The 18,935-nt window shown below is 49.2% G+C and carries 17 protein-coding genes; 13 read left to right on the top strand and 4 right to left on the bottom strand.

Features of this window, described 5'->3' with window-relative positions:
- Position 1 precedes the first annotated feature (1 nt).
- The 11 genes from H8S52_RS03690 (at position 2) to miaA (ending at position 12,159) form a co-directional block, all read left to right on the top strand.
- Positions 2-583 carry a LemA family protein gene (locus H8S52_RS03690; RefSeq protein ID WP_005657989.1) on the top strand — a complete coding sequence of 194 codons (582 nt, stop codon included), beginning with the start codon at positions 2-4 and terminating at the stop codon, positions 581-583.
- A 158-nt stretch (positions 584-741) separates the two neighbouring features.
- A complete protein-coding gene (locus H8S52_RS03695) occupies positions 742-1,911 on the top strand; it encodes an AIR synthase-related protein (RefSeq protein ID WP_117954999.1) in 1,170 nt (389 codons plus the stop codon).
- A 39-nt stretch (positions 1,912-1,950) separates the two neighbouring features.
- Positions 1,951-3,063 carry a peptide chain release factor 1 gene (prfA, locus tag H8S52_RS03700; RefSeq protein ID WP_117954997.1) on the top strand — a complete coding sequence of 371 codons (1,113 nt, stop codon included), beginning with the start codon at positions 1,951-1,953 and terminating at the stop codon, positions 3,061-3,063.
- 2 nt (positions 3,064-3,065) lie between these two features.
- Positions 3,066-4,838: a DUF4153 domain-containing protein gene (locus tag H8S52_RS03705; RefSeq protein WP_186909307.1), complete on the top strand. Its 1,773-nt coding sequence runs from the start codon at positions 3,066-3,068 to the stop codon at positions 4,836-4,838.
- Between the two features lie 25 nt (positions 4,839-4,863).
- Positions 4,864-5,688 (top strand): orotidine-5'-phosphate decarboxylase, encoded by an 825-nt coding sequence (gene pyrF, locus H8S52_RS03710; protein ID WP_117740293.1) that lies wholly within the window; start codon positions 4,864-4,866, stop codon positions 5,686-5,688.
- 356 nt (positions 5,689-6,044) lie between these two features.
- A complete protein-coding gene (locus tag H8S52_RS03715) occupies positions 6,045-7,274 on the top strand; it encodes an HD domain-containing protein (protein ID WP_186909308.1) in 1,230 nt (409 codons plus the stop codon).
- 84 nt (positions 7,275-7,358) lie between these two features.
- Complete coding sequence (gene lpxD / locus H8S52_RS03720; RefSeq protein WP_016661541.1) at positions 7,359-8,399, top strand: UDP-3-O-(3-hydroxymyristoyl)glucosamine N-acyltransferase; 1,041 nt, start codon at positions 7,359-7,361, stop codon at positions 8,397-8,399.
- Between the two features lie 3 nt (positions 8,400-8,402).
- Entirely contained in the window at positions 8,403-9,788 is a 1,386-nt protein-coding gene (locus H8S52_RS03725) for a bifunctional UDP-3-O-[3-hydroxymyristoyl] N-acetylglucosamine deacetylase/3-hydroxyacyl-ACP dehydratase (protein ID WP_016661542.1), read from the top strand.
- Between the two features lie 7 nt (positions 9,789-9,795).
- On the top strand, positions 9,796-10,572 hold the full coding sequence (gene lpxA, locus H8S52_RS03730) for an acyl-ACP--UDP-N-acetylglucosamine O-acyltransferase (protein WP_005658004.1): 777 nt from the start codon (positions 9,796-9,798) through the stop codon (positions 10,570-10,572).
- 12 nt (positions 10,573-10,584) lie between these two features.
- Entirely contained in the window at positions 10,585-11,145 is a 561-nt protein-coding gene (locus H8S52_RS03735) for a hypothetical protein (RefSeq protein ID WP_005658005.1), read from the top strand.
- 114 nt (positions 11,146-11,259) lie between these two features.
- On the top strand, positions 11,260-12,159 hold the full coding sequence (gene miaA / locus H8S52_RS03740; RefSeq protein ID WP_016661543.1) for a tRNA (adenosine(37)-N6)-dimethylallyltransferase MiaA: 900 nt from the start codon (positions 11,260-11,262) through the stop codon (positions 12,157-12,159).
- Positions 12,160-12,218: 59 nt separating this feature from the next.
- Here the strand turns inward: miaA and H8S52_RS03745 are convergent, their stop codons facing one another.
- Positions 12,219-14,630, bottom strand: a complete 2,412-nt coding sequence (locus H8S52_RS03745) for a glycoside hydrolase family 3 N-terminal domain-containing protein (RefSeq protein WP_186909309.1) — start codon at positions 14,628-14,630, stop codon at positions 12,219-12,221.
- A gap of 22 nt (positions 14,631-14,652) precedes the next feature.
- Positions 14,653-15,891 carry a hypothetical protein gene (locus H8S52_RS03750; RefSeq protein ID WP_186909310.1) on the bottom strand — a complete coding sequence of 413 codons (1,239 nt, stop codon included), beginning with the start codon at positions 15,889-15,891 and terminating at the stop codon, positions 14,653-14,655.
- A gap of 156 nt (positions 15,892-16,047) precedes the next feature.
- Here H8S52_RS03750 and H8S52_RS03755 point away from each other — a divergent pair, with 156 nt between their 5' ends.
- A complete protein-coding gene (locus H8S52_RS03755; protein WP_005658014.1) occupies positions 16,048-16,752 on the top strand; it encodes a hemerythrin domain-containing protein in 705 nt (234 codons plus the stop codon).
- Entirely contained in the window at positions 16,742-17,356 is a 615-nt protein-coding gene (locus H8S52_RS03760; RefSeq protein ID WP_005658017.1) for a response regulator transcription factor, read from the top strand. The genes H8S52_RS03755 and H8S52_RS03760 overlap by 11 nt, the downstream gene beginning before the upstream one ends.
- Here H8S52_RS03760 and H8S52_RS03765 read toward each other — a convergent pair.
- Both H8S52_RS03765 and H8S52_RS03770 read right to left on the bottom strand, forming a co-directional pair.
- Complete coding sequence (locus H8S52_RS03765; protein WP_186909311.1) at positions 17,340-17,510, bottom strand: hypothetical protein; 171 nt, start codon at positions 17,508-17,510, stop codon at positions 17,340-17,342. The genes H8S52_RS03760 and H8S52_RS03765 overlap by 17 nt on opposite strands.
- A gap of 193 nt (positions 17,511-17,703) precedes the next feature.
- On the bottom strand, positions 17,704-18,885 hold the full coding sequence (locus H8S52_RS03770) for a MalY/PatB family protein (RefSeq protein WP_016661548.1): 1,182 nt from the start codon (positions 18,883-18,885) through the stop codon (positions 17,704-17,706).
- Positions 18,886-18,935 lie beyond the last annotated feature (50 nt).

An 18,935-nucleotide genomic window follows, 5' to 3' on the forward strand; every position in this document is an offset into this window, starting at 1 on the left:
TATGAAAAAATCAACCATTATCATCATTGTTGTCGTAGCCCTTCTCGCCATTTGGGGAGTCAGCGGTTATAACGGACTCGTTACCATGGACGAAAACGTCAGCGGGCAATGGTCTAACGTAGAAACACAATATCAACGTCGTGCCGACCTGATACCGAATCTCGTAAACACAGTCAAAGGATATGCCTCTCACGAAAAGGAAACGCTGGAAGGTGTGGTAGAAGCCCGTAGCAAGGCCACCCAGATGACTGTAGACGCCAACGACCTGACACCGGAAAAGCTGGCCGAATACCAAAAGGCACAGGGCGCGGTTACTTCCGCTCTCGGCAAGCTGCTCGCCATTACCGAAAACTATCCCGACCTGAAAGCCAACCAGAACTTCCTGGAGCTCCAAGCCCAGTTGGAAGGTACGGAAAACCGCATCAACGTGGCACGTACCAACTTCAACAATGCGGCGAAGAATTTTAATACGGCAATCCGCCGTTTCCCCAAAAACATTCTTGCCGGTCTTTTCGGCTTTGAGAAGCGCGCCTACTTTGAAGCCGCCGAAGGAAGCGAACAAGCACCTAAGGTGGAGTTCTAAAGAGACGGAATTGAATATCAAATATCCCCTCATCCGGTGTCGCACCCACACAGGCTTGCAAGTACGATGCCGGATGAGGGGATATTTTTTACGCAAAGCTAAGGCTATAAGCGAAATAATCACTACTTTTGTGCTCAATTGAACAAACTTATTATCCCATGAGTAATCAACGATATATGATGAGAGGCGTCAGCGCATCCAAAGAAGATGTGCACAACGCCATTAAGAACATCGACAAAGGTATATTCCCGCAGGCTTTCTGCAAAATCATCCCCGATATCCTGGGCGGTGACCCTGAGTATTGTAATATCATGCACGCCGACGGCGCAGGAACAAAATCCAGTCTGGCCTACATGTACTGGAAAGAGACGGGCGACCTCTCCGTCTGGAAAGGCATCGCACAGGATGCGCTGATTATGAACATCGACGACCTGCTCTGTGTAGGTGCTGTGGACAATATCCTGGTATCAAGCACCATCGGACGCAACAAGCTGCTTGTGCCCGGAGAAGTGATTTCCGCCATCATCAACGGTACGGACGAACTGCTTGCCGAACTCCGCGAAATGGGTGTAGGCGTATATGCCACCGGTGGCGAGACCGCCGATGTGGGCGACCTGGTGCGTACCATCATCGTTGACTCTACGGTAACCTGCCGCATGAAGCGTTCGGATGTTATCGACAATGCCAATATCCGTCCGGGAGACGTGATTATAGGCCTCTCCTCTTGCGGACAAGCCACTTACGAAAAAGAGTATAACGGCGGTATGGGCAGCAACGGGCTTACCAGCGCCCGCCACGACGTATTCGCCAAATATCTGGCGGAGAAATATCCGGAAAGCTATGACAAAGCCGTACCCGACGAACTGGTATACAGCGGAAAGCTGAAACTGACAGACAGCGTGGAAGGCAGTCCGCTGGATGCCGGAAAGCTGGTGCTCTCTCCCACCCGTACATATGCGCCGGTGGTTAAGAAACTGCTCGATGCGCTCCGTCCCGAAATTCACGGTATGGTACACTGCTCCGGCGGTGCGCAGACCAAAGTGCTGCACTTTGTCGGAGATAACTGCCGCGTTGTCAAAGACAACCTTTTCCCCGTTCCGCCGCTGTTCAGGACCATCAAGGAGCAAAGCGATACGGACTGGAGCGAAATGTACAAGGTATTCAATATGGGACACCGTCTGGAAGTATATCTTTCTCCTGAGCATGCGGAAGAAGTGATTGCCATCAGCAAAAGCTTCAACATCGATGCACAGATTGTAGGACGTATCGAAGAGAGCGATAAGAAAGAACTGATTATCAAGAGTGAATTCGGAGAGTTCAGATATTAATGCCGACTTGTCATCTCGTAACATTACCACTTTAATTAAATGGCAGATAACAACACCATATTAGAGAAACTGGAAGGCCTCGTTGCCCGCTTCGAAGAAGTGTCCACACTGATTACCGACCCGGCGGTAATTGCCGACCAGAAGCGCTACGTCAAACTCACCAAAGAGTACAAAGAACTGGGCGACCTGATGAATGCCCGCAAAGAGTACATGCAGGTACTGAACGGCATCGAGGAAGCCAAAGAAATCATCGCCAACGAAACCGACGCCGAGATGCGTGAAATGGCACGCGAAGAACTTGATGCCTGCCAGGCGCGCCAGCCTGAACTGGAAGAAGAGATAAAGCTCCTGCTTGTCCCCGCCGACCCGCAGGACAGCCGCAACGCCATTCTCGAAATCCGCGGTGGTGCAGGTGGAGACGAAGCCGCCATTTTTGCAGGCGACCTCTTCCGCATGTACACCAAGTATTGTGAGGCAAAAGGCTGGAGACTGGAAATATCCAGCGCCAACGAGGGCGCAGCCGGCGGTTTCAAGGAAATCATCTGCTCCGTAACGGGAGACAACGTATATGGCACGCTGAAATATGAATCGGGTGTACATCGCGTACAACGCGTGCCTGCCACCGAAACACAGGGACGTGTACACACATCCGCCGCATCCGTGGCGGTGCTGCCCGAAGCCGAAGAGTTCGATGTAGTCATCAACGAGGGAGAAATCAAATGGGATACCTTCCGAAGCGGCGGTGCGGGCGGTCAGAACGTAAATAAGGTAGAATCCGGCGTACGCCTGCGCTATAACTGGAAGAACCCGAATACGGGTGTCGTAGAGGAAATTCTCATCGAATGTACCGAAACGCGCGACCAGCCGAAGAACAAAGAACGCGCCCTGTCGCGCCTGCGTACCTTTATATACGACAAGGAGCACCAGAAATACATTGACGACATCGCTTCCAAGCGAAAGACAATGGTCTCTACCGGTGACCGCTCGGCAAAGATACGTACCTACAACTATCCGCAAGGACGTATTACCGACCACCGCATCAACTATACCATTTATAACCTTGCCGCCTTTATGGACGGTGATATTCAGGATTGCATCGACCATCTGATTGTTGCGGAAAATGCAGAGCGACTGAAAGAAAGCGAATTGTAGTTATGAAAGGGCTATCAGTAGAGAAAGCGTTTCACACGGTTACCGAAGCGTTTCAGAACTGCCTGAAGCGCTTCCCGGTTACGGTAGCCTTTATCTTTGCATTCACAGCCTATCTCATTCATCTGACATCAATAAGCTGGACAGGTGAAGAACGGTTGCTGTTTATAACCGGTTACTACCTGTCGGTAGGCATCCTGCTTTCGCTCACGCTTCATCTGTGGAGCGAAGAAGTAAAAAGCCGGATGTGGAAGACAGGCGTACAACTTGCCGCACACGCCCTGCTCATAGCCGATGCTTTTCTGCTATACCATTATCTCGGTACAGAGAGTTCATGGATTGAAATCGGCATCGCCCACACGGCAGCCATTCTCACCATAGGGCTTTCCACATTCTTCCTCTCGTTCCTGCGCGAGAAGAATGACATTGCCAGTTGGAATTTTGCACTGAACGCCGTTTCTTCGTTCGCTGTTACACAAATCATAGGCCTCATCCTATGGGCAGGCATCAGTCTGCTGTTGTTCTCACTGCACCAGCTGTTCGACATCCATTTCAGCGGAAAGTGCTATGCCTATATCTATTATCTGTGCAGCATAACGCTCGCCTTGATACTGTTTCTCGGATTGTTGCCGCAGGGAGAGGACAAACACAACCGCGAACCTCACTCATCCGAATTCCTGAACGGCATCATACACTACCTGTTCCTTCCGCTAACAGCCGGATATCTGACAGTGCTTTACATGTATGCCGCCCGCATCCTTGTCAGTTGGGAACTGCCCACAGGCTGGGTGTCATGGCTCATCGTAGCATTAATGACGGTGTGCATCGCCATTCAATTCGGCCTGTATCCCAAACGTCTCGAAGAGAACAAACGGTTTGACAACTGGATTGCCCGCTGGATGCCCGTACTGATACTGCCTCTGCTGTTGCTGATGACCATAGGCATCGTGCGCCGGTTCAACGATTACGGCATTACCGTTAACCGGCTCTATCTCGCCACACTCAACGGCTGGTTCTATTTTGTCTGTATCGGGTTGTTCGCCATCAAGGCACGGCGTATCAACTGGATACCCATTTCGTTTGCCATCATCTTTTTGCTGACGTCGGCATTGCCCGTCAACTATGCCGGCATTACAAAGAATGTCATTCTTAACGAAATCAAAGCCGAGATGCAACGCAGTTGCCGGGCAAAAGCCCCCCTCTCGCTACAACAATATGAGGAATGGATGTACTCGCTGCCGGAAAAGCAGGCGATACGGATAAACAGTAAATTCAGATACCTGAACAGCTGGTTCGGCACGGAGAGCGTCACCCATCTGATAGACAGAAACGTAACCTACAACCTCTATTCCGTGGCAGCGGATATTGAAGCAAATGCAGCGCCCACCGGCACTGATAGCGGCAGAGTTACTTATAGCGGAGCAATCGACAGTCAGACGAACATCAGTGTTCCCAAAGGCTATACGCGGTTTATCGCCATACCCAGCGATGGTATATCAAGCCGCTTTCTTACCATCCCCCGCCAATATCTTGAAAATGGAATATTGCCCGTTGCACTCGATACCCGGACGGACAATCTGAACGATAGCGTATACATCGAGCTCAGCACATTGAAAATGTTGGAAAAGAACAGCAAGCACGGTCATATACCGCCTACCTCTTTCCGATGCAATTCTCCCAAGAACCTGTTCATGCTGACTGCATTCGATATCCATTATGAAAAGAACAGTGACGAAGATGTAAGAATGAGCATCAAGGGATATTTATTTAAAAAGTAAAACCATTAAACCAACAAATTGCGATATGAACAAACAACAACTCTTTGAGAATATCAAACGCAAGAAATCATTTCTATGCGTAGGTCTGGACACGGATATCAAGAAGATTCCGGAACACCTGCTGAAAGAAGAAGACCCCATCTTTGCCTTCAACAAAGCGATTATCGATGCAACAGCCGACCTGTGTATCGCCTACAAACCGAATCTCGCTTTCTATGAGAGCATGGGAGTAAAAGGCTGGATTGCCTTTGAAAAGACCGTGAACTACATCAAGCAGAACTATCCCGACCAGTTTATCATCGCCGATGCCAAACGCGGCGACATCGGCAATACCTCTGCCATGTATGCACGTACTTTCTTTGAAGAGCTGGACATAGACTCGGTAACCGTAGCTCCTTATATGGGAGAAGACAGCGTTACTCCATTCCTCACCTACGAAGGCAAATGGGTTATCCTGCTCGCACTGACCAGCAACAAAGGTTCGCACGACTTCCAACTGACGGAAGACAAAAACGGTGAACGTCTCTTCGAAAAAGTATTGCGCAAGTCACAGGAATGGGCAAACGACGAGCAAATGATGTACGTGGTAGGCGCCACCCAAGGACGTGCTTTCGAAGATATTCGTAAGATTGTTCCCAACCACTTCCTTTTAGTACCCGGCGTAGGTGCGCAAGGCGGTTCATTGGAAGAGGTCTGCAAGTACGGCATGAACAAGACTTGCGGGTTGATTGTTAACTCCAGCCGCGGTATCATCTATGTAGACAAGACCGAAAACTTCGCAGCCGCTGCACGCAAAGCCGCACAGGAAGTACAGGCTCAGATGGCGGAACAGCTGAAAGCGATACTCTGAGAAGCAAATAAAAACTTATTTTAAACATAACCGAGCAGAATCGGCGAAATGGGTAATTGTTCGCCTGATTCTGCCCGGTTCGTATCAATACATGATAATCCCGCACAATATGCTCGAAGGTTTCAAAAGGACCAATCTGTCATAGCCCGCCACATTGCAAATGTTTTCAAAGAAGGAGAACTTGACAGAGACAGTAATATGCAAATTTTGCATAATACTATCTCAAAATATAAACCTACTGCGATTTACAACTTAGATGTTATCATCTCAACACGACTGGTGATGAACTTCCTTGTATAGCATCATATTTTGTCATCTCCTAAAAACAAATTACCTTTGTCCTCAAATACTTAGCTATGCCTTACGAACGTAAAATCATCAACGATCCGGTGTTCGGATTCATCAACATACCCAAAGGACTGCTGTACGACCTTGTACGACATCCCCTTTTGCAACGCCTCACCCGTATCAAACAATTGGGATTATCGTCCGTGGTGTATCCCGGCGCACAGCATACCCGGTTCCAGCACTCACTGGGGGCATTCTACCTTATGAGTGAAGCTATCCAGCAGCTTACCGCCAAAGGAAACTTCATTTTCGACAGTGAAGCGGAAGCCGTACAGGCGGCTATCCTCATGCACGACATCGGGCACGGTCCGTTCTCGCACGTGCTTGAAGATACTATTGTAAAAGGTGTCTCGCACGAAGACATTTCCCTGATGCTCATGGAACGCATCAACAAAGAAATGAACGGGCAACTGACACTTGCCATCCAAATATTCAAGGATGAATACCCCAAGCGTTTCCTCCACCAGCTGGTAAGCGGACAACTGGACATGGACCGCCTCGACTACCTGCGCCGCGACAGCTTCTATACCGGAGTAACGGAAGGTAACATAGGTTCGGCGCGCATCATCAAGATGCTCGATGTAAAAGACGACCATCTGGTCGTAGAATCCAAAGGAATCTACTCTATCGAAAACTTCCTCACTGCACGCCGCCTGATGTACTGGCAGGTATATCTGCATAAGACATCGGTTGCCTACGAAAAGATGCTCATCAGCACCTTGCTGCGTGCCAAGGAGTTAGCCGGCAAAGGCGTGGACTTGTTTGCCCCGCCCGCACTGAAATTCTTTTTATACAATGATATCAACCGGGAAATATTCTACAATAACCCGGACTGCCTGGAAAACTTTATCCAACTGGACGACAACGATCTTTGGACTGCCCTGAAAGTATGGAGCACACATCCGGACAGGGTGCTTTCCACACTGAGTATGGGCATGGTTAACCGTAACATATTCAAAGTGGAAATCTCCACCGAACCTTTCAGCGAGGAGCGTAAAGAAGAAATCACCCGGCAAATCGGCGAACAGCTGGATATCCCTCTTTTCGAAGCCGGTTATTTTATCTCTACCCCAAGCATTGAGAAGAATATGTACGACCCGGCAGACGACAGCATCGACATCCTGTACAACGACGGTTCCATTAAAAACATAGCCGAAGCATCGGACATGCTCAACATCTCCCTACTCTCAAAAAAAGTAAAAAAGTACTACTTATGTTATCAACGTTTGCATAGATAAGTATAAAATATTCACCGCAGGACAAGGATATATAAAAAAAAAGTCCGTTATTTGTGTTTTGAAACCATCTAACAACAATAAAACATGGAGTTCTCTGCTAAACAAATTGCAACATTTATACAAGGAGAAATCGTAGGAGACGAGAATGCAACTGTGCATACCTTCGCCAAGATTGAAGAAGGAATACCGGGGGCAATCTCTTTCTTATCCAACCCTAAATACATACCTTATCTGTATGAAACCCAATCGAGTATTGTTTTGGTTAATAAGGATTTCACTCCCGAACAGGAAGTAAAAGCTACCATGATTAAGGTAGACAATGCCTACGAAAGCCTTGCCAAATTATTAAACCTGTATGAACAGAGCAAACCGAAACGCACCGGCATCGACCCGCGCGCATACGTTGCCGAAACTGCCAAAATAGGCAAAGATGTTTACATTGCGCCTTTTGCTTATGTAGGAGACCATGCAGAAGTGGGCGACAATACGGTAATTCATCCGCATGCCACTATCGGAAGCGGTGCTAAAGTAGGCAATGATTGCATTATTTACGCAAATGCAACAATCTACCACGATTGTCGCGTAGGCAACCGTTGCATCCTGCATGCCGGTTGTGTAATCGGTGCAGACGGTTTCGGTTTCGCCCCCACTCCCGAAGGGTATGAAAAGATTCCCCAAATCGGAATCACCCTATTGGAAGACAATGTGGAAATCGGCGCCAATACGTGTGTAGACCGTGCCACGATGGGAGCGACTATCGTTCACAGCGGTGTAAAACTGGATAATCTGGTGCAGGTGGCACATAATGATGAAATCGGTTCGCATACGGTAATGGCGGCCCAAGTGGGCATAGCCGGTTCCACCAAAGTAGGCGAATGGTGTATGTTTGGCGGTCAGGTGGGTATAGCCGGACACATCCACATCGGAAACAAAGTGAACCTTGGCGCACAATCCGGTGTTCCCAGCAGTATTAAAGAAGGCAGTGTATTAATAGGTACGCCGCCTATGGAAGTGAAGCCCTACTTCAAGTCACAGTCCGTATTCCGCAAGCTGCCGGATATGTACTTTGAGTTGAATGCGCTCCGCAAAGAACTCGATGAATTAAAAAAACAATTAAATAAGTAACCAATGTTGAAACAAAAGACTCTGAAAGACAGCTTTTCACTCAGTGGGAAAGGTCTTCACACTGGACTTGATCTGACCGTTACTTTCAACCCTGCTCCGGACAATCACGGATATAAGATTCAGCGTACCGACCTGGAAGGTCAGCCTATCATTGACGCTGTTGCCGATAACGTGACCGAAACGACACGCGGCACCGTGCTTTCCAAAAACGGGGTTAAGATAAGTACCGTAGAGCACGGCATGGCTGCGCTTTACGCTTTGGGCATAGATAACTGCCTTATTCAGGTGAACGGTCCGGAATTTCCTATCCTGGATGGAAGTGCCCAATATTATGTCAACGAAATAGAACGTGTAGGTACGGTGGAACAAAGTGCCGTAAAGGATTTCTATATCATCAAATCCAAGATTGAATTCCGTGACGATGCCACCGGCTCATCCATCATCGTATTGCCCGATGAAAACTTCAGTCTGAACGTACTGGTATCCTACGACTCGACCATCATCCCCAACCAGTTTGCCACATTGGAAGATATGGCAAAGTTCAAGGATGAAGTAGCCGCCAGCCGCACTTTCGTATTTGTACGCGAGATAGAACCGCTGTTGCAAGCCGGACTTATCAAAGGCGGCGACCTGGACAACGCCATTGTTATCTATGAACGTGAAATGCCGCAGGATGCCTACGACAAGCTTGCCGATGTAATGGGCGTGCCTCACATGGACGCCAAGCAGTTGGGTTACATCAACCACAAACCGCTGGTATGGCCCAACGAATGCGCCCGCCACAAACTGCTGGACGTTATCGGTGACCTGGCTCTGATTGGCAAGCCCATCAAGGGACGTATCATTGCCACACGTCCGGGGCATACCATCAACAACAAGTTTGCCCGCCAGATGCGTAAGGAAATCCGTCTGCACGAGATACAGGCCCCTACTTACGACTGCAACCGCGAACCCATTATGGATGTAAACCGTATCCGTGAACTGTTGCCGCACCGCTATCCGTTCCAACTGGTAGATAAAGTAATTGAGATAGGTGCCAACTACATCGTAGGTGTCAAGAACGTAACAGCCAACGAACCTTTCTTTCAGGGACACTTCCCGCAAGAACCCGTCATGCCGGGCGTATTGCAGGTAGAGGCCATGGCACAGACAGGCGGTTTACTTGTTCTGAACTCCGTAGACGAACCCGAACGCTATTCCACCTACTTTATGAAGATAGACGGCGTCAAGTTCCGCCAGAAAGTTGTGCCGGGAGATACTTTGATTTTCCGTGTCGAACTGCTGGCTCCTATCCGCCGGGGTATCTCTACTATGAAAGGCTATGTATTTGTAGGCGAAAAGGTAGTGTGTGAGGCTGAATTTATGGCTCAAATAGTAAAAAACAAGTAAATTAATTATGATAAGTCCCTTAGCGTATATTCATCCCGAAGCGAAAATCGGGGAAAACGTAGAGATTGCTCCTTTTGTTTTCATCGACAAGAATGTGGTAATCGGCGATAACAACAAGATTATGGCGAATGCCAACATTCTGTACGGTTCACGCATCGGCAACGGGAATACAATCTTTCCCGGAGCTGTAATCGGTGCTATCCCGCAAGACCTGAAATTCCGGGGAGAAGAGACTACCGCCGAGATAGGCAATAATAATACTATCCGCGAGAACGTGACAATCAACCGGGGTACGGCTGCCAAAGGAAAGACAATCGTTGGCAGCAACAACCTGCTGATGGAAGGTGTACATGTTGCACACGATGCCTTTATCGGCAACGGTTGCATCATCGGCAATTCCACAAAAATGGCAGGCGAGATTGTCATAGACGACAATTCCATCATCAGTGCCAACGTACTGATGCACCAGTTCTGCCACGTAGGCGGATTCGGCATGATACAGGGCGGATGCCGCTTCAGCAAAGACATACCGCCGTACATCATAGCCGGACGGGAACCCATCTGCTATGCAGGCATCAACATCGTGGGACTGCGCCGTCGCGGTTTCTCCAACGAAACCATCGAGGCCATTCACAATGCCTACCGCATCATCTATCAAAGCGGACTAAACAATACGGAAGCTTTGAAAAAGATTGAGAATGAAATGGAAATGACCCCAGAAATCAGCTATATTGTAAACTTTATACGCGAATCGGCTCGCGGCATTATTCCTGCAAGCAAATAAAAAGTTAATAATATGATATATAGATTTACCCTCATCTCCGACGAAGCGGACGACTTCATCAGAGAAATACAGATTGACCCGGAAGCCACGTTCTATGACTTTCACGAAGCTATCGTGAAATCAGTAGGTTATACCGACGACCAGATGACCTCTTTCTTCATCTGCGATGATGATTGGGAAAAGGAAAAAGAAGTTACCCTCGAAGAAATGGACGACAATCCGGAAATAGACAGTTGGGTGATGAAAGACACCCAGGTCAGCGAATTGGTAGAGGACGAAAAGCAGAAACTCCTGTACGTGTTCGACTACATGACAGAACGTTGTTTCTTCATCGAACTCTCCGAAATCATCACCGGCAAGAATATGACCGGAGCAAAATGCACCAAGAAAGCCGGAGAGGCTCCCAAGCAGACCGTTGACTTTGAAGAAATGGCTGCTGCCAGCGGCTCGCTCGACTTGGACGAAAGTTTCTACGGCGACCAGGACTTCGACATGGAAGACTTCGATAAAGAAGGATTCGGCGGTTTGGACGATGGAGCCGCAGGTATTGCTTACGAAGACGACAAATTCTGATAAACCGGTTCGGGCGAATAGCACCTGCTCCAATGACAACGAGACTTCCCTTGAGGATACATTCGCTTCAAAGGATGCAATTGTTTTTCGCCCGAATTATTTTGTTGCAATCTCATGAAAACATTGATAGTACTTATAGGCCCCACGGGAGTAGGAAAGACAGAACTCAGTCTCCGACTGGCGGAACACTTCGGAACATGTATCATTTCCGCCGATTCACGACAGCTTTATGCCGATTTGAAAATCGGTACGGCCGCCCCTACCCCAGAACAACTGCAACGGGTACGGCATTACTTTGTAGGCACACTGCAACTGACCGACTATTACAGTGCCGCCCAATATGAAGCCGAAGTACTGCAACTTCTTGAGCAACTCTATACCCGGCACGAGGTCGTACTCCTGACCGGCGGTTCCATGATGTACGTAGATGCCGTATGCAAAGGCATTGACGACATTCCTACCGTAGATGCCGAAACCCGCCGGCTTATGCTGCACAAATACGAAACGGAAGGTTTGGAGCACCTCTGTGCCGAACTGAAACTGCTGGACCCGGAATACTACAAAATCGTAGACCTGAAGAACCACAAACGGGTAATCCACGCACTGGAAATCTGTTATATGACAGGCAAGACCTACACCTCTTTCCGCACACAGCAAAAGAAAGAGCGGCCTTTCCGCATCATCAAAATAGGACTCACCCGTGACCGTGAAGAATTATATGCCCGTATCAACCAACGCGTAGAACAGATGATAACGGACGGACTGGTAGAGGAAGCCCGCAGTGTCTACCCTCACCGTGCACTCAATTCACTGAACACCGTAGGCTACAAGGAAATCTTCAACTATCTGGACGGTGAATGGACACTGCCTTTTGCCATTGAGAAAATCCAGCAGAATTCACGCATCTACTCCCGTAAGCAGATGACGTGGTTCAAGCGGGATGAAGAGATACGCTGGTTCCATCCGGAACAAGAAACGGAGATACTTGCATATCTCCGTTCCCAACTATCATAAGTCTGCCCGCAACCGGCACAGCCCTAAAACCTTTCCCGTACTTTACAATCCGGCTATCGTCAAGGCAAAGCCGTTATTGTCTTTTTCAGCCTTATGTCCTGGCTGGATGCGCCTATCATAACCTCAAACTCGCCCGGCTCCACTGTCCAGTTCATATTGCGGTCCAGAATCTGCAAGTCTTCCGGCTTCAAGGAGAAAGTGACCTGCCTGGTTTCACCCGGTTGCAAGGATACCCTCTCAAAACCGCGCAACTGCGAATCGTAGGTAATGACACTGCTCACCTTATCGCGTACATACAACTGCACCACCTCGTCACCCGCACGTTTTCCTGTATTCGTAACGTTGACTTTAATCGTATATTCGCCCTGCGTATGCTGTTGCAACGGAGAGACTTCCAAATCGGAGTAAGCAAAAGTCGTATAGCTCAGACCGAAACCGAACGGATACAGTTCGCCAATGACGCGTGTTGCGCCCGAACCGTTTGGACCGGAATGCGGTTGAGCGCCATGCGAACCGGGTTTGAAAGGGAAGTTCAGCTCTATCTGTCCTACGCTCTTAGGGAAAGTCACCGTCAGCTTGCCGCCCGGATTATGCTCGCCAAACAGAGTCTCCGCAATCACCGTTCCCCCCTGACAACCGGGAAACCACGACTCCAAGATGGCTGGGATATAAGCATTTGCCCAGTTGACGGTGAGCGGCTGCCCGTTTATCAGCACCAGTATCACCGGCTTTCCCGTTGCATGCAATGCCTCAAGTAATTGCTGCTGGCGTCCCGGCAAGTCGAGCGAAGTACGCGAACGGCTCTCTCCCGTGCGATACTCATCCTCGCCAAGCACGGCAATAATGACATCACTTTCATCGGCTTTTGCTACGGCTTCGGTAATGCCGTGCTTTTCCTGTTCGCTCATGGGCGCAGGCAATATCTCTGTGGCAGGCCAACCTGCATCCACAATATCACAGCCTTTGGCATAATCCACGTCGGCAATGCCTTTCAGATAATTACGCAAACCGGCAAGCACGGTAACCGTCTCCAATCCGTTAGGGCCGTAACGGCTGGTCATAAAGTTATCCTCATCAGCCAACGGACCGGTCACCAGCACCTTCTTTATCTGCCGTTTATCCAGCGGAAGGATATTATTCTCGTTCTTCAGAAGCACAAGTGCCTGTTGCTGCATCTGCTTCACAAAATCCATATTCCGGTCTGCCCCGCCTACTCTGTCGGCGGCTTTCGTATCGGCTACATAAGGTTGGTCGAACAGTCCCAAACGGAATTTCACCCGCAGCACTTCCGACACACGCTTGTCTATCACAGCCATTGAAATCTTCTTCTCTTCCAGCAACCGGCGGACGGGCAGAATAAAATCGGAAGGCGGAGTAAAGTGGGTACGCACATTCAAGCCGGCTTCCAAAACCTGGCGCACAGCCTCATCATAGGTATCCGCCACATGATGCTTGGACTCCACAAACTCCACAGCCTCGCTGTCGCTCACCACATAGCCGTCGAAGCCATACTCCTCGCGCAGCAATTCCGTCAGGAAATAGTAGCTGGCGGACACGGGTACACCGTCCCAATCGTTATAACTGCTCATCACTCCCATGGGATGCGAGTTCTGAATGACCTTCTTAAAAGGATAAAGAAACAGTTCGTGCAACTCGCGCGGAGCCACATGCGGGTCGGTACGGCAATTCCCGTCACGCCCGCCTTTGGGCACGCTGTAAACTGCATAGTGCTTCAAGGTGGCGGCTACTCCCTGCGACTGGATGCCGTTCACCATTTCCGTTCCCAAAGCCGCTATCAGATAGGGCTCTTCTCCATAACACTCCAATGTACGTCCCCAACGCGGGTCGCGTACGATATCCAGTATGGGAGCATACACATTGGTGTATCCCAACGCTTTCGCCTCTTGTCCGGCTATGACACCGGCACGGCGGACAAGCTCTTTGTTCCAGGTGCTTCCGATGGCAATAGGAGCAGGCAACGGAGTGGCTTTGGTGTGGTTCAGTCCGTGAATCCCCTCATTCGTGAAATCAACGGGAATCCCCAAACGGGTTTCTTCCACAAACCAGCGCTGCACGGTATTGACGGCCTCGGCATGATTGCTGAAAGGGTACAATAAACCGGGAACCTGCGCAGACTTCTTTCCCACGCCGTTCAGCATCTCATCGATATTGGCAATGCCGTCTTTCCATATTTCGTTTTTCCAGCCGGCAACGGGCAGGGAATCCTTTAACACACGTCCGTAGCCGTAAAGGGTTGCCAGTTGGCAGGTTTTCTCTTCCACTGACATTTGGGAGAGCAGGTCGGCTACCCGCTTTTCAACCGGTTGGGAAGGGTCTTCATAAATGTCCTTCACCCCGTTCTTGTTGAAATCGATCCAACCGTTCCGATACATTTTCTTGTTTTGCGCCTGCACATTTCCGGCAAGCCCCAGACAAAGAGCGGAAATGCAGATAATCAGTTTGTGTTTCATGTATAAAATCAATAATAAGTAATTAAAGTTCAAATAATTCCGCATATTCGGCTTCAATGAACGCATCCAGCTCATTATAGAGCGACTGCATCGCCTTTACATCCGCTTTCCCTTTCCTGCGCCACTCTTTCAATACCGGTGCGGTGCGCCGGAACACCTCATCCTCTACCGGAGCCAGCAACTGCATATAGCCGTTCTTATCGGCATTATAAAGCCTTTCCCAGTTCATATAGCGGTTGCTGCCCATACCTTGTCCATAAGAGAAAACATCCTCTGCCAGTATTACCGACCAATTGCCCAAAGGAGAAACCTTCCTTGCCTCGTCGCGAACCAGCAACCTCGGCAAAGCCTTGTCCGCCCCTTTCACCCAGACGGGCATTGCCACTCCGGTAGGCGGATACCCCAGAATTGTCCACATCGTAGTGAGTTCGGGCCGCTCCCCTTCTTTCACGCCCTGCACCACCACCGAACTTGCCGTACTGCTGCGTGCGATGAAGTCCTGGTCTACAAACCACCCCGTTGTCTTAGGACGATTGAAATCCCCGCTCTTCAAATCAATCCCCAAAAGCGGATTGGCAAAAGAGCGGGAAAGCTCCCTGAATATCCATTGCGGCGTAATCTGTCCCGTAGCAGAGGCCGGCATCAGCAGTTTATCTTCCTGCATAAAGCGGACATAACCCGCTCCCTCATTCACCTTGCCGGAAAAAGAGAAGTTGGTGCGTGCAATGTATCCGCAAGGCGCATCCTTAGGATTGTTGGCATCGTACATCACATACTCGTAATAATCCACTTCGAACATGGCAGCGCCGCCTTTGGCATCAATCACGCCGAAGTTGGCCTCTATCAGGCTGGGCTTGGACAGCGTATCGAGAAATTGGCGGAAATCCTTTACCGTAGCACACACTTCCAACGCACGCCGCATTACCCGTCCGTTAGCCGCTCCACGTTCCTCACCGGGTTTCACCTCGACCAGATTATAGGATTGCGTATTCATAATGGAGAAGCCCGCGGCGTTCGTACCTATCCACACATCCGTCGGATTGTCTTCCACACTGTTCACAACGGCTACAAAAGGATAGCGACCGCCGGAGAAGTATCTCACGCTGTTTTGTGGAAAGTCCGTATCGCGGTTCTTCCACAACAAAGGACGTCCGTCGGGGGTAACCTTGCCGGAAATTACGGCAGAAGTACAGGCGGAAAGCGGTTCGGCGCTTCCCAAAGATACAATGGCGGCAATCAAGGCCAATAAAGTCCGTTTCATAGCAAAGATGTTTTACCGTTAATCTCGACAAAGATAAAAAATCAATCCGGATTAGTATATCATACCGGTCAAAATACCTACAAATAGCGATTGCAGTTCTCGAAGAAAAGCCGTTACTTTGCGCCCGAAACATAGAGTGGAAAGGAATAACCTACAATGAATGAACAACATAAATATCGGGCTACGGACAAGATGAGCGACCTCATCTGCGACAATTACTCCTTATTAATGGTGATGAGCCGTTTCGGGCTGTCGCTCGGCTTCGGAGACAAAAGCGTAAAGGATGTCTGCGAAGCCCAGCATGTAGACTACCGCACCTTCCTCGCCGTAGCCAATTTCATCAGCGAGGAGCAATACTCGTACAGTGCGGACAATGATTCCTTCTCGATTCCGGCACTGATGGATTATCTGAAACGCGCACACGCCTACTTCCTCGACTTCAACCTGCCTGCCATGCGCCGCAAGCTGATAGAAGCCATAGACTGCTCCAGAGACAATGACGTGGCTTATCTCATCCTTAAGTTCTTTGACGAATACGCCAAGGAAGTGCGCCGCCACATGGAGTACGAAAACAAAGCCGTCTTCACTTACGTGGAGCAATTGCTGCAAGGCAGACCGTCCGATGTGTACAACATCGCCACTTTCGCCAGCAAGCACAACCAGATAGACACCAAGCTGAAGGAACTGAAAAACATCATCATCAAGTACTATCCGGAAAAAGAGAACAACAATCTTCTGAACGCCGTCCTTTTCGACATCTTCAATTGCGAACAGGACCTTGCATCGCATTGCCAGGTAGAAGACTATATGTTTGTTCCCGCCGTAGCGCAAATAGAAAAAAGGCTGAAAGATGAACAATAATATTTCTCTGAAAATAGTTGTTGCAGAAACTTCGGTCATTGTACGAAGTGGTCTTGCGGCAGTGCTCAAACGCATTCCCAATCTGAATGCGCACCCCATCGAGGTGTCGTCACCGGAAGCATTGCAGAACTTTATACATCTGCACACTCCCGACATTGTAATCGTAAACCCTACTTTCGGCGGTTGGTTCGACCTGCCCTCTTTCAAGACAAACCATAACGGAAACAGTATCAAATACATCGCATTGGTATGTTCCGTCATAGACAATAATGCGCTGAAAGAGTATGACGAAAGCATCGCCATCTGTGACGATATCGAAATGATTACCACAAAAATCAACCGTCTTCTCCATACCGAAGAAGAAGATGAGAAGGACAGCGAACAGGAAACGCTCAGCCAACGTGAAAAGGAAATCATTACCTGCGTCGTAAAAGGCATGACCAACAAGGCGATTGCCGACAAACTGTATCTGTCTATCCATACCGTCATCACCCACCGCCGCAACATTGCACGCAAGCTGCAGATACATTCTCCCGCAGGCCTCACCATCTATGCCATTGTGAACAAGCTGGTGGAACTGAGCGATATTAAAGATACTTTATAATCCTTTCTTCCACACAGCCTGCCGGAAGAAAGAATGCAAAACCCGTTTCCCCATAGGAGAAAAACATATTGACCTGCCGCTGGAACTTCATCAGTCCGACAGGTATCTCCGCCACATCCGCCACAAAACAAATCCCCGCTTCACGATGTCGCATCGGAAAACGGGGATCCTTTTATCTTCATAAAAGTGGTTACGTAATTATGACTAACTAATTCATTCTTTAAATCTGATGTTGCAAAGATACGGCATTGCACCCGATGCCGCAATCACTTGATATAGGTATATTAAAGAACAACAGTCATTATAAATAGGTAACGCCGCCATTCAACCATGTATTTCTGCCAGCCCTATCCCTTTGCCACCTCTTCCTTAACCGCTGCGGACAGTTGTTCCAGCGCTTTTTGCAGTACCGAACGAGGACAGCCTACATTCAACCGCATAAAGCCTTCTCCCGGTTTGCCGAACATCGTCCCGTCATTCAGGGCCAGATGAGCTTTTTCTGCAAACAGTCTTGCCAACTTCTCTTGCGGCAGGCCCAATGCCCTACAATCCAGAAAAACGAGATAAGAGGCCTGCGGGCGTATCATACCGATGCCCGGAACATGCTCTTTCAGATAATTCTCCGTAAAGTCGATATTGGCCTGTACATATCCGAGTACCTGTTCCAGCCACTCTTCACCGTGCGTATAGGCAGCCGCAGCGCCGATGTAAGCAAATAAATGCCCTTCGCAGAACTCGCCCGCCTCCATAAACTCCCGGAAACGCCGACGAATATCCTCATTCACCGCTATGGCATACGAACTGCCCAATCCCGGCATATTGAAAGCCTTGCTGGGAGCCATAAAAGTAAGAGAATTCTGTGCGGCAGCCTCGGACACCGTGGCGAAAGGATGATGCTTATAAGGAGGTAAGGTAAGATCTGCGTGTATCTCGTCGGAAACGACCATAGTCCCGCTCTCTTTACAAATATCCGCTATCCGACGCAGCTCTTCGACCGTCCATACACGTCCGCCCGGATTATGGGGATTACAAAGGATAAGCAACCTGCATCCCCGGATATCCTTAGAGAAACGCTCAAAATCAATATGATAATGCCCGTCGTACAAATCGAGCGGAGAATAGACCACTTCGCGTCCCAAACGTTCGGTTACCAGGAAAAAAGGATGGTACACCGGCGTCATTACCATGACCTTGTCGCCCGGTTTGGTAAAGCATTGCAGCGCAAATGCCTGCCCGCGTACAATTCCGGGAACAAACGTCAGCATATCACGCGTAACATCCCACTGGTGGCGCTTGTGCAACCAACTGCAAATAGAGGTATACCACTCCTCACAGGCAAAAGTATATCCCAAAACCTCGTGGTCGAGACGACGGCGCAACGCATCCATCACAAAAGGCGGCGTACGGAAATCCATATCGGCCACCCACATGGGAAGCAAATCTTTACGTCCCCACACATTCTCCACGCCGTCCCATTTTACGGAGTCCGTACCGCGGCGTTCAATCACTTCATCAAAATTATACTTCATAAGGTTCAAGCTATTTTAATTGAGTTTCCGAGTTTAACGACAGTCTATAA

Source organism: Bacteroides sp. NSJ-48, assembly GCF_014287405.1.
GTDB lineage: Bacteria > Bacteroidota > Bacteroidia > Bacteroidales > Bacteroidaceae > Bacteroides > Bacteroides stercoris.

Coding starts and splice junctions, on each gene's coding strand:
- H8S52_RS03690 (WP_005657989.1), top strand. CDS start 2: ATGAAAAAATCAACCATTATCATCATTGTTGTCGTAGCCCTTCTCGCC.
- H8S52_RS03695 (WP_117954999.1), top strand. CDS start 742: ATGAGTAATCAACGATATATGATGAGAGGCGTCAGCGCATCCAAAGAA.
- prfA (WP_117954997.1), top strand. CDS start 1,951: ATGGCAGATAACAACACCATATTAGAGAAACTGGAAGGCCTCGTTGCC.
- H8S52_RS03705 (WP_186909307.1), top strand. CDS start 3,066: ATGAAAGGGCTATCAGTAGAGAAAGCGTTTCACACGGTTACCGAAGCG.
- pyrF (WP_117740293.1), top strand. CDS start 4,864: ATGAACAAACAACAACTCTTTGAGAATATCAAACGCAAGAAATCATTT.
- H8S52_RS03715 (WP_186909308.1), top strand. CDS start 6,045: ATGCCTTACGAACGTAAAATCATCAACGATCCGGTGTTCGGATTCATC.
- lpxD (WP_016661541.1), top strand. CDS start 7,359: ATGGAGTTCTCTGCTAAACAAATTGCAACATTTATACAAGGAGAAATC.
- H8S52_RS03725 (WP_016661542.1), top strand. CDS start 8,403: ATGTTGAAACAAAAGACTCTGAAAGACAGCTTTTCACTCAGTGGGAAA.
- lpxA (WP_005658004.1), top strand. CDS start 9,796: ATGATAAGTCCCTTAGCGTATATTCATCCCGAAGCGAAAATCGGGGAA.
- H8S52_RS03735 (WP_005658005.1), top strand. CDS start 10,585: ATGATATATAGATTTACCCTCATCTCCGACGAAGCGGACGACTTCATC.
- miaA (WP_016661543.1), top strand. CDS start 11,260: ATGAAAACATTGATAGTACTTATAGGCCCCACGGGAGTAGGAAAGACA.
- H8S52_RS03745 (WP_186909309.1), bottom strand. CDS start 14,630: ATGAAACACAAACTGATTATCTGCATTTCCGCTCTTTGTCTGGGGCTT.
- H8S52_RS03750 (WP_186909310.1), bottom strand. CDS start 15,891: ATGAAACGGACTTTATTGGCCTTGATTGCCGCCATTGTATCTTTGGGA.
- H8S52_RS03755 (WP_005658014.1), top strand. CDS start 16,048: ATGAATGAACAACATAAATATCGGGCTACGGACAAGATGAGCGACCTC.
- H8S52_RS03760 (WP_005658017.1), top strand. CDS start 16,742: ATGAACAATAATATTTCTCTGAAAATAGTTGTTGCAGAAACTTCGGTC.
- H8S52_RS03765 (WP_186909311.1), bottom strand. CDS start 17,510: ATGCGACATCGTGAAGCGGGGATTTGTTTTGTGGCGGATGTGGCGGAG.
- H8S52_RS03770 (WP_016661548.1), bottom strand. CDS start 18,885: ATGAAGTATAATTTTGATGAAGTGATTGAACGCCGCGGTACGGACTCC.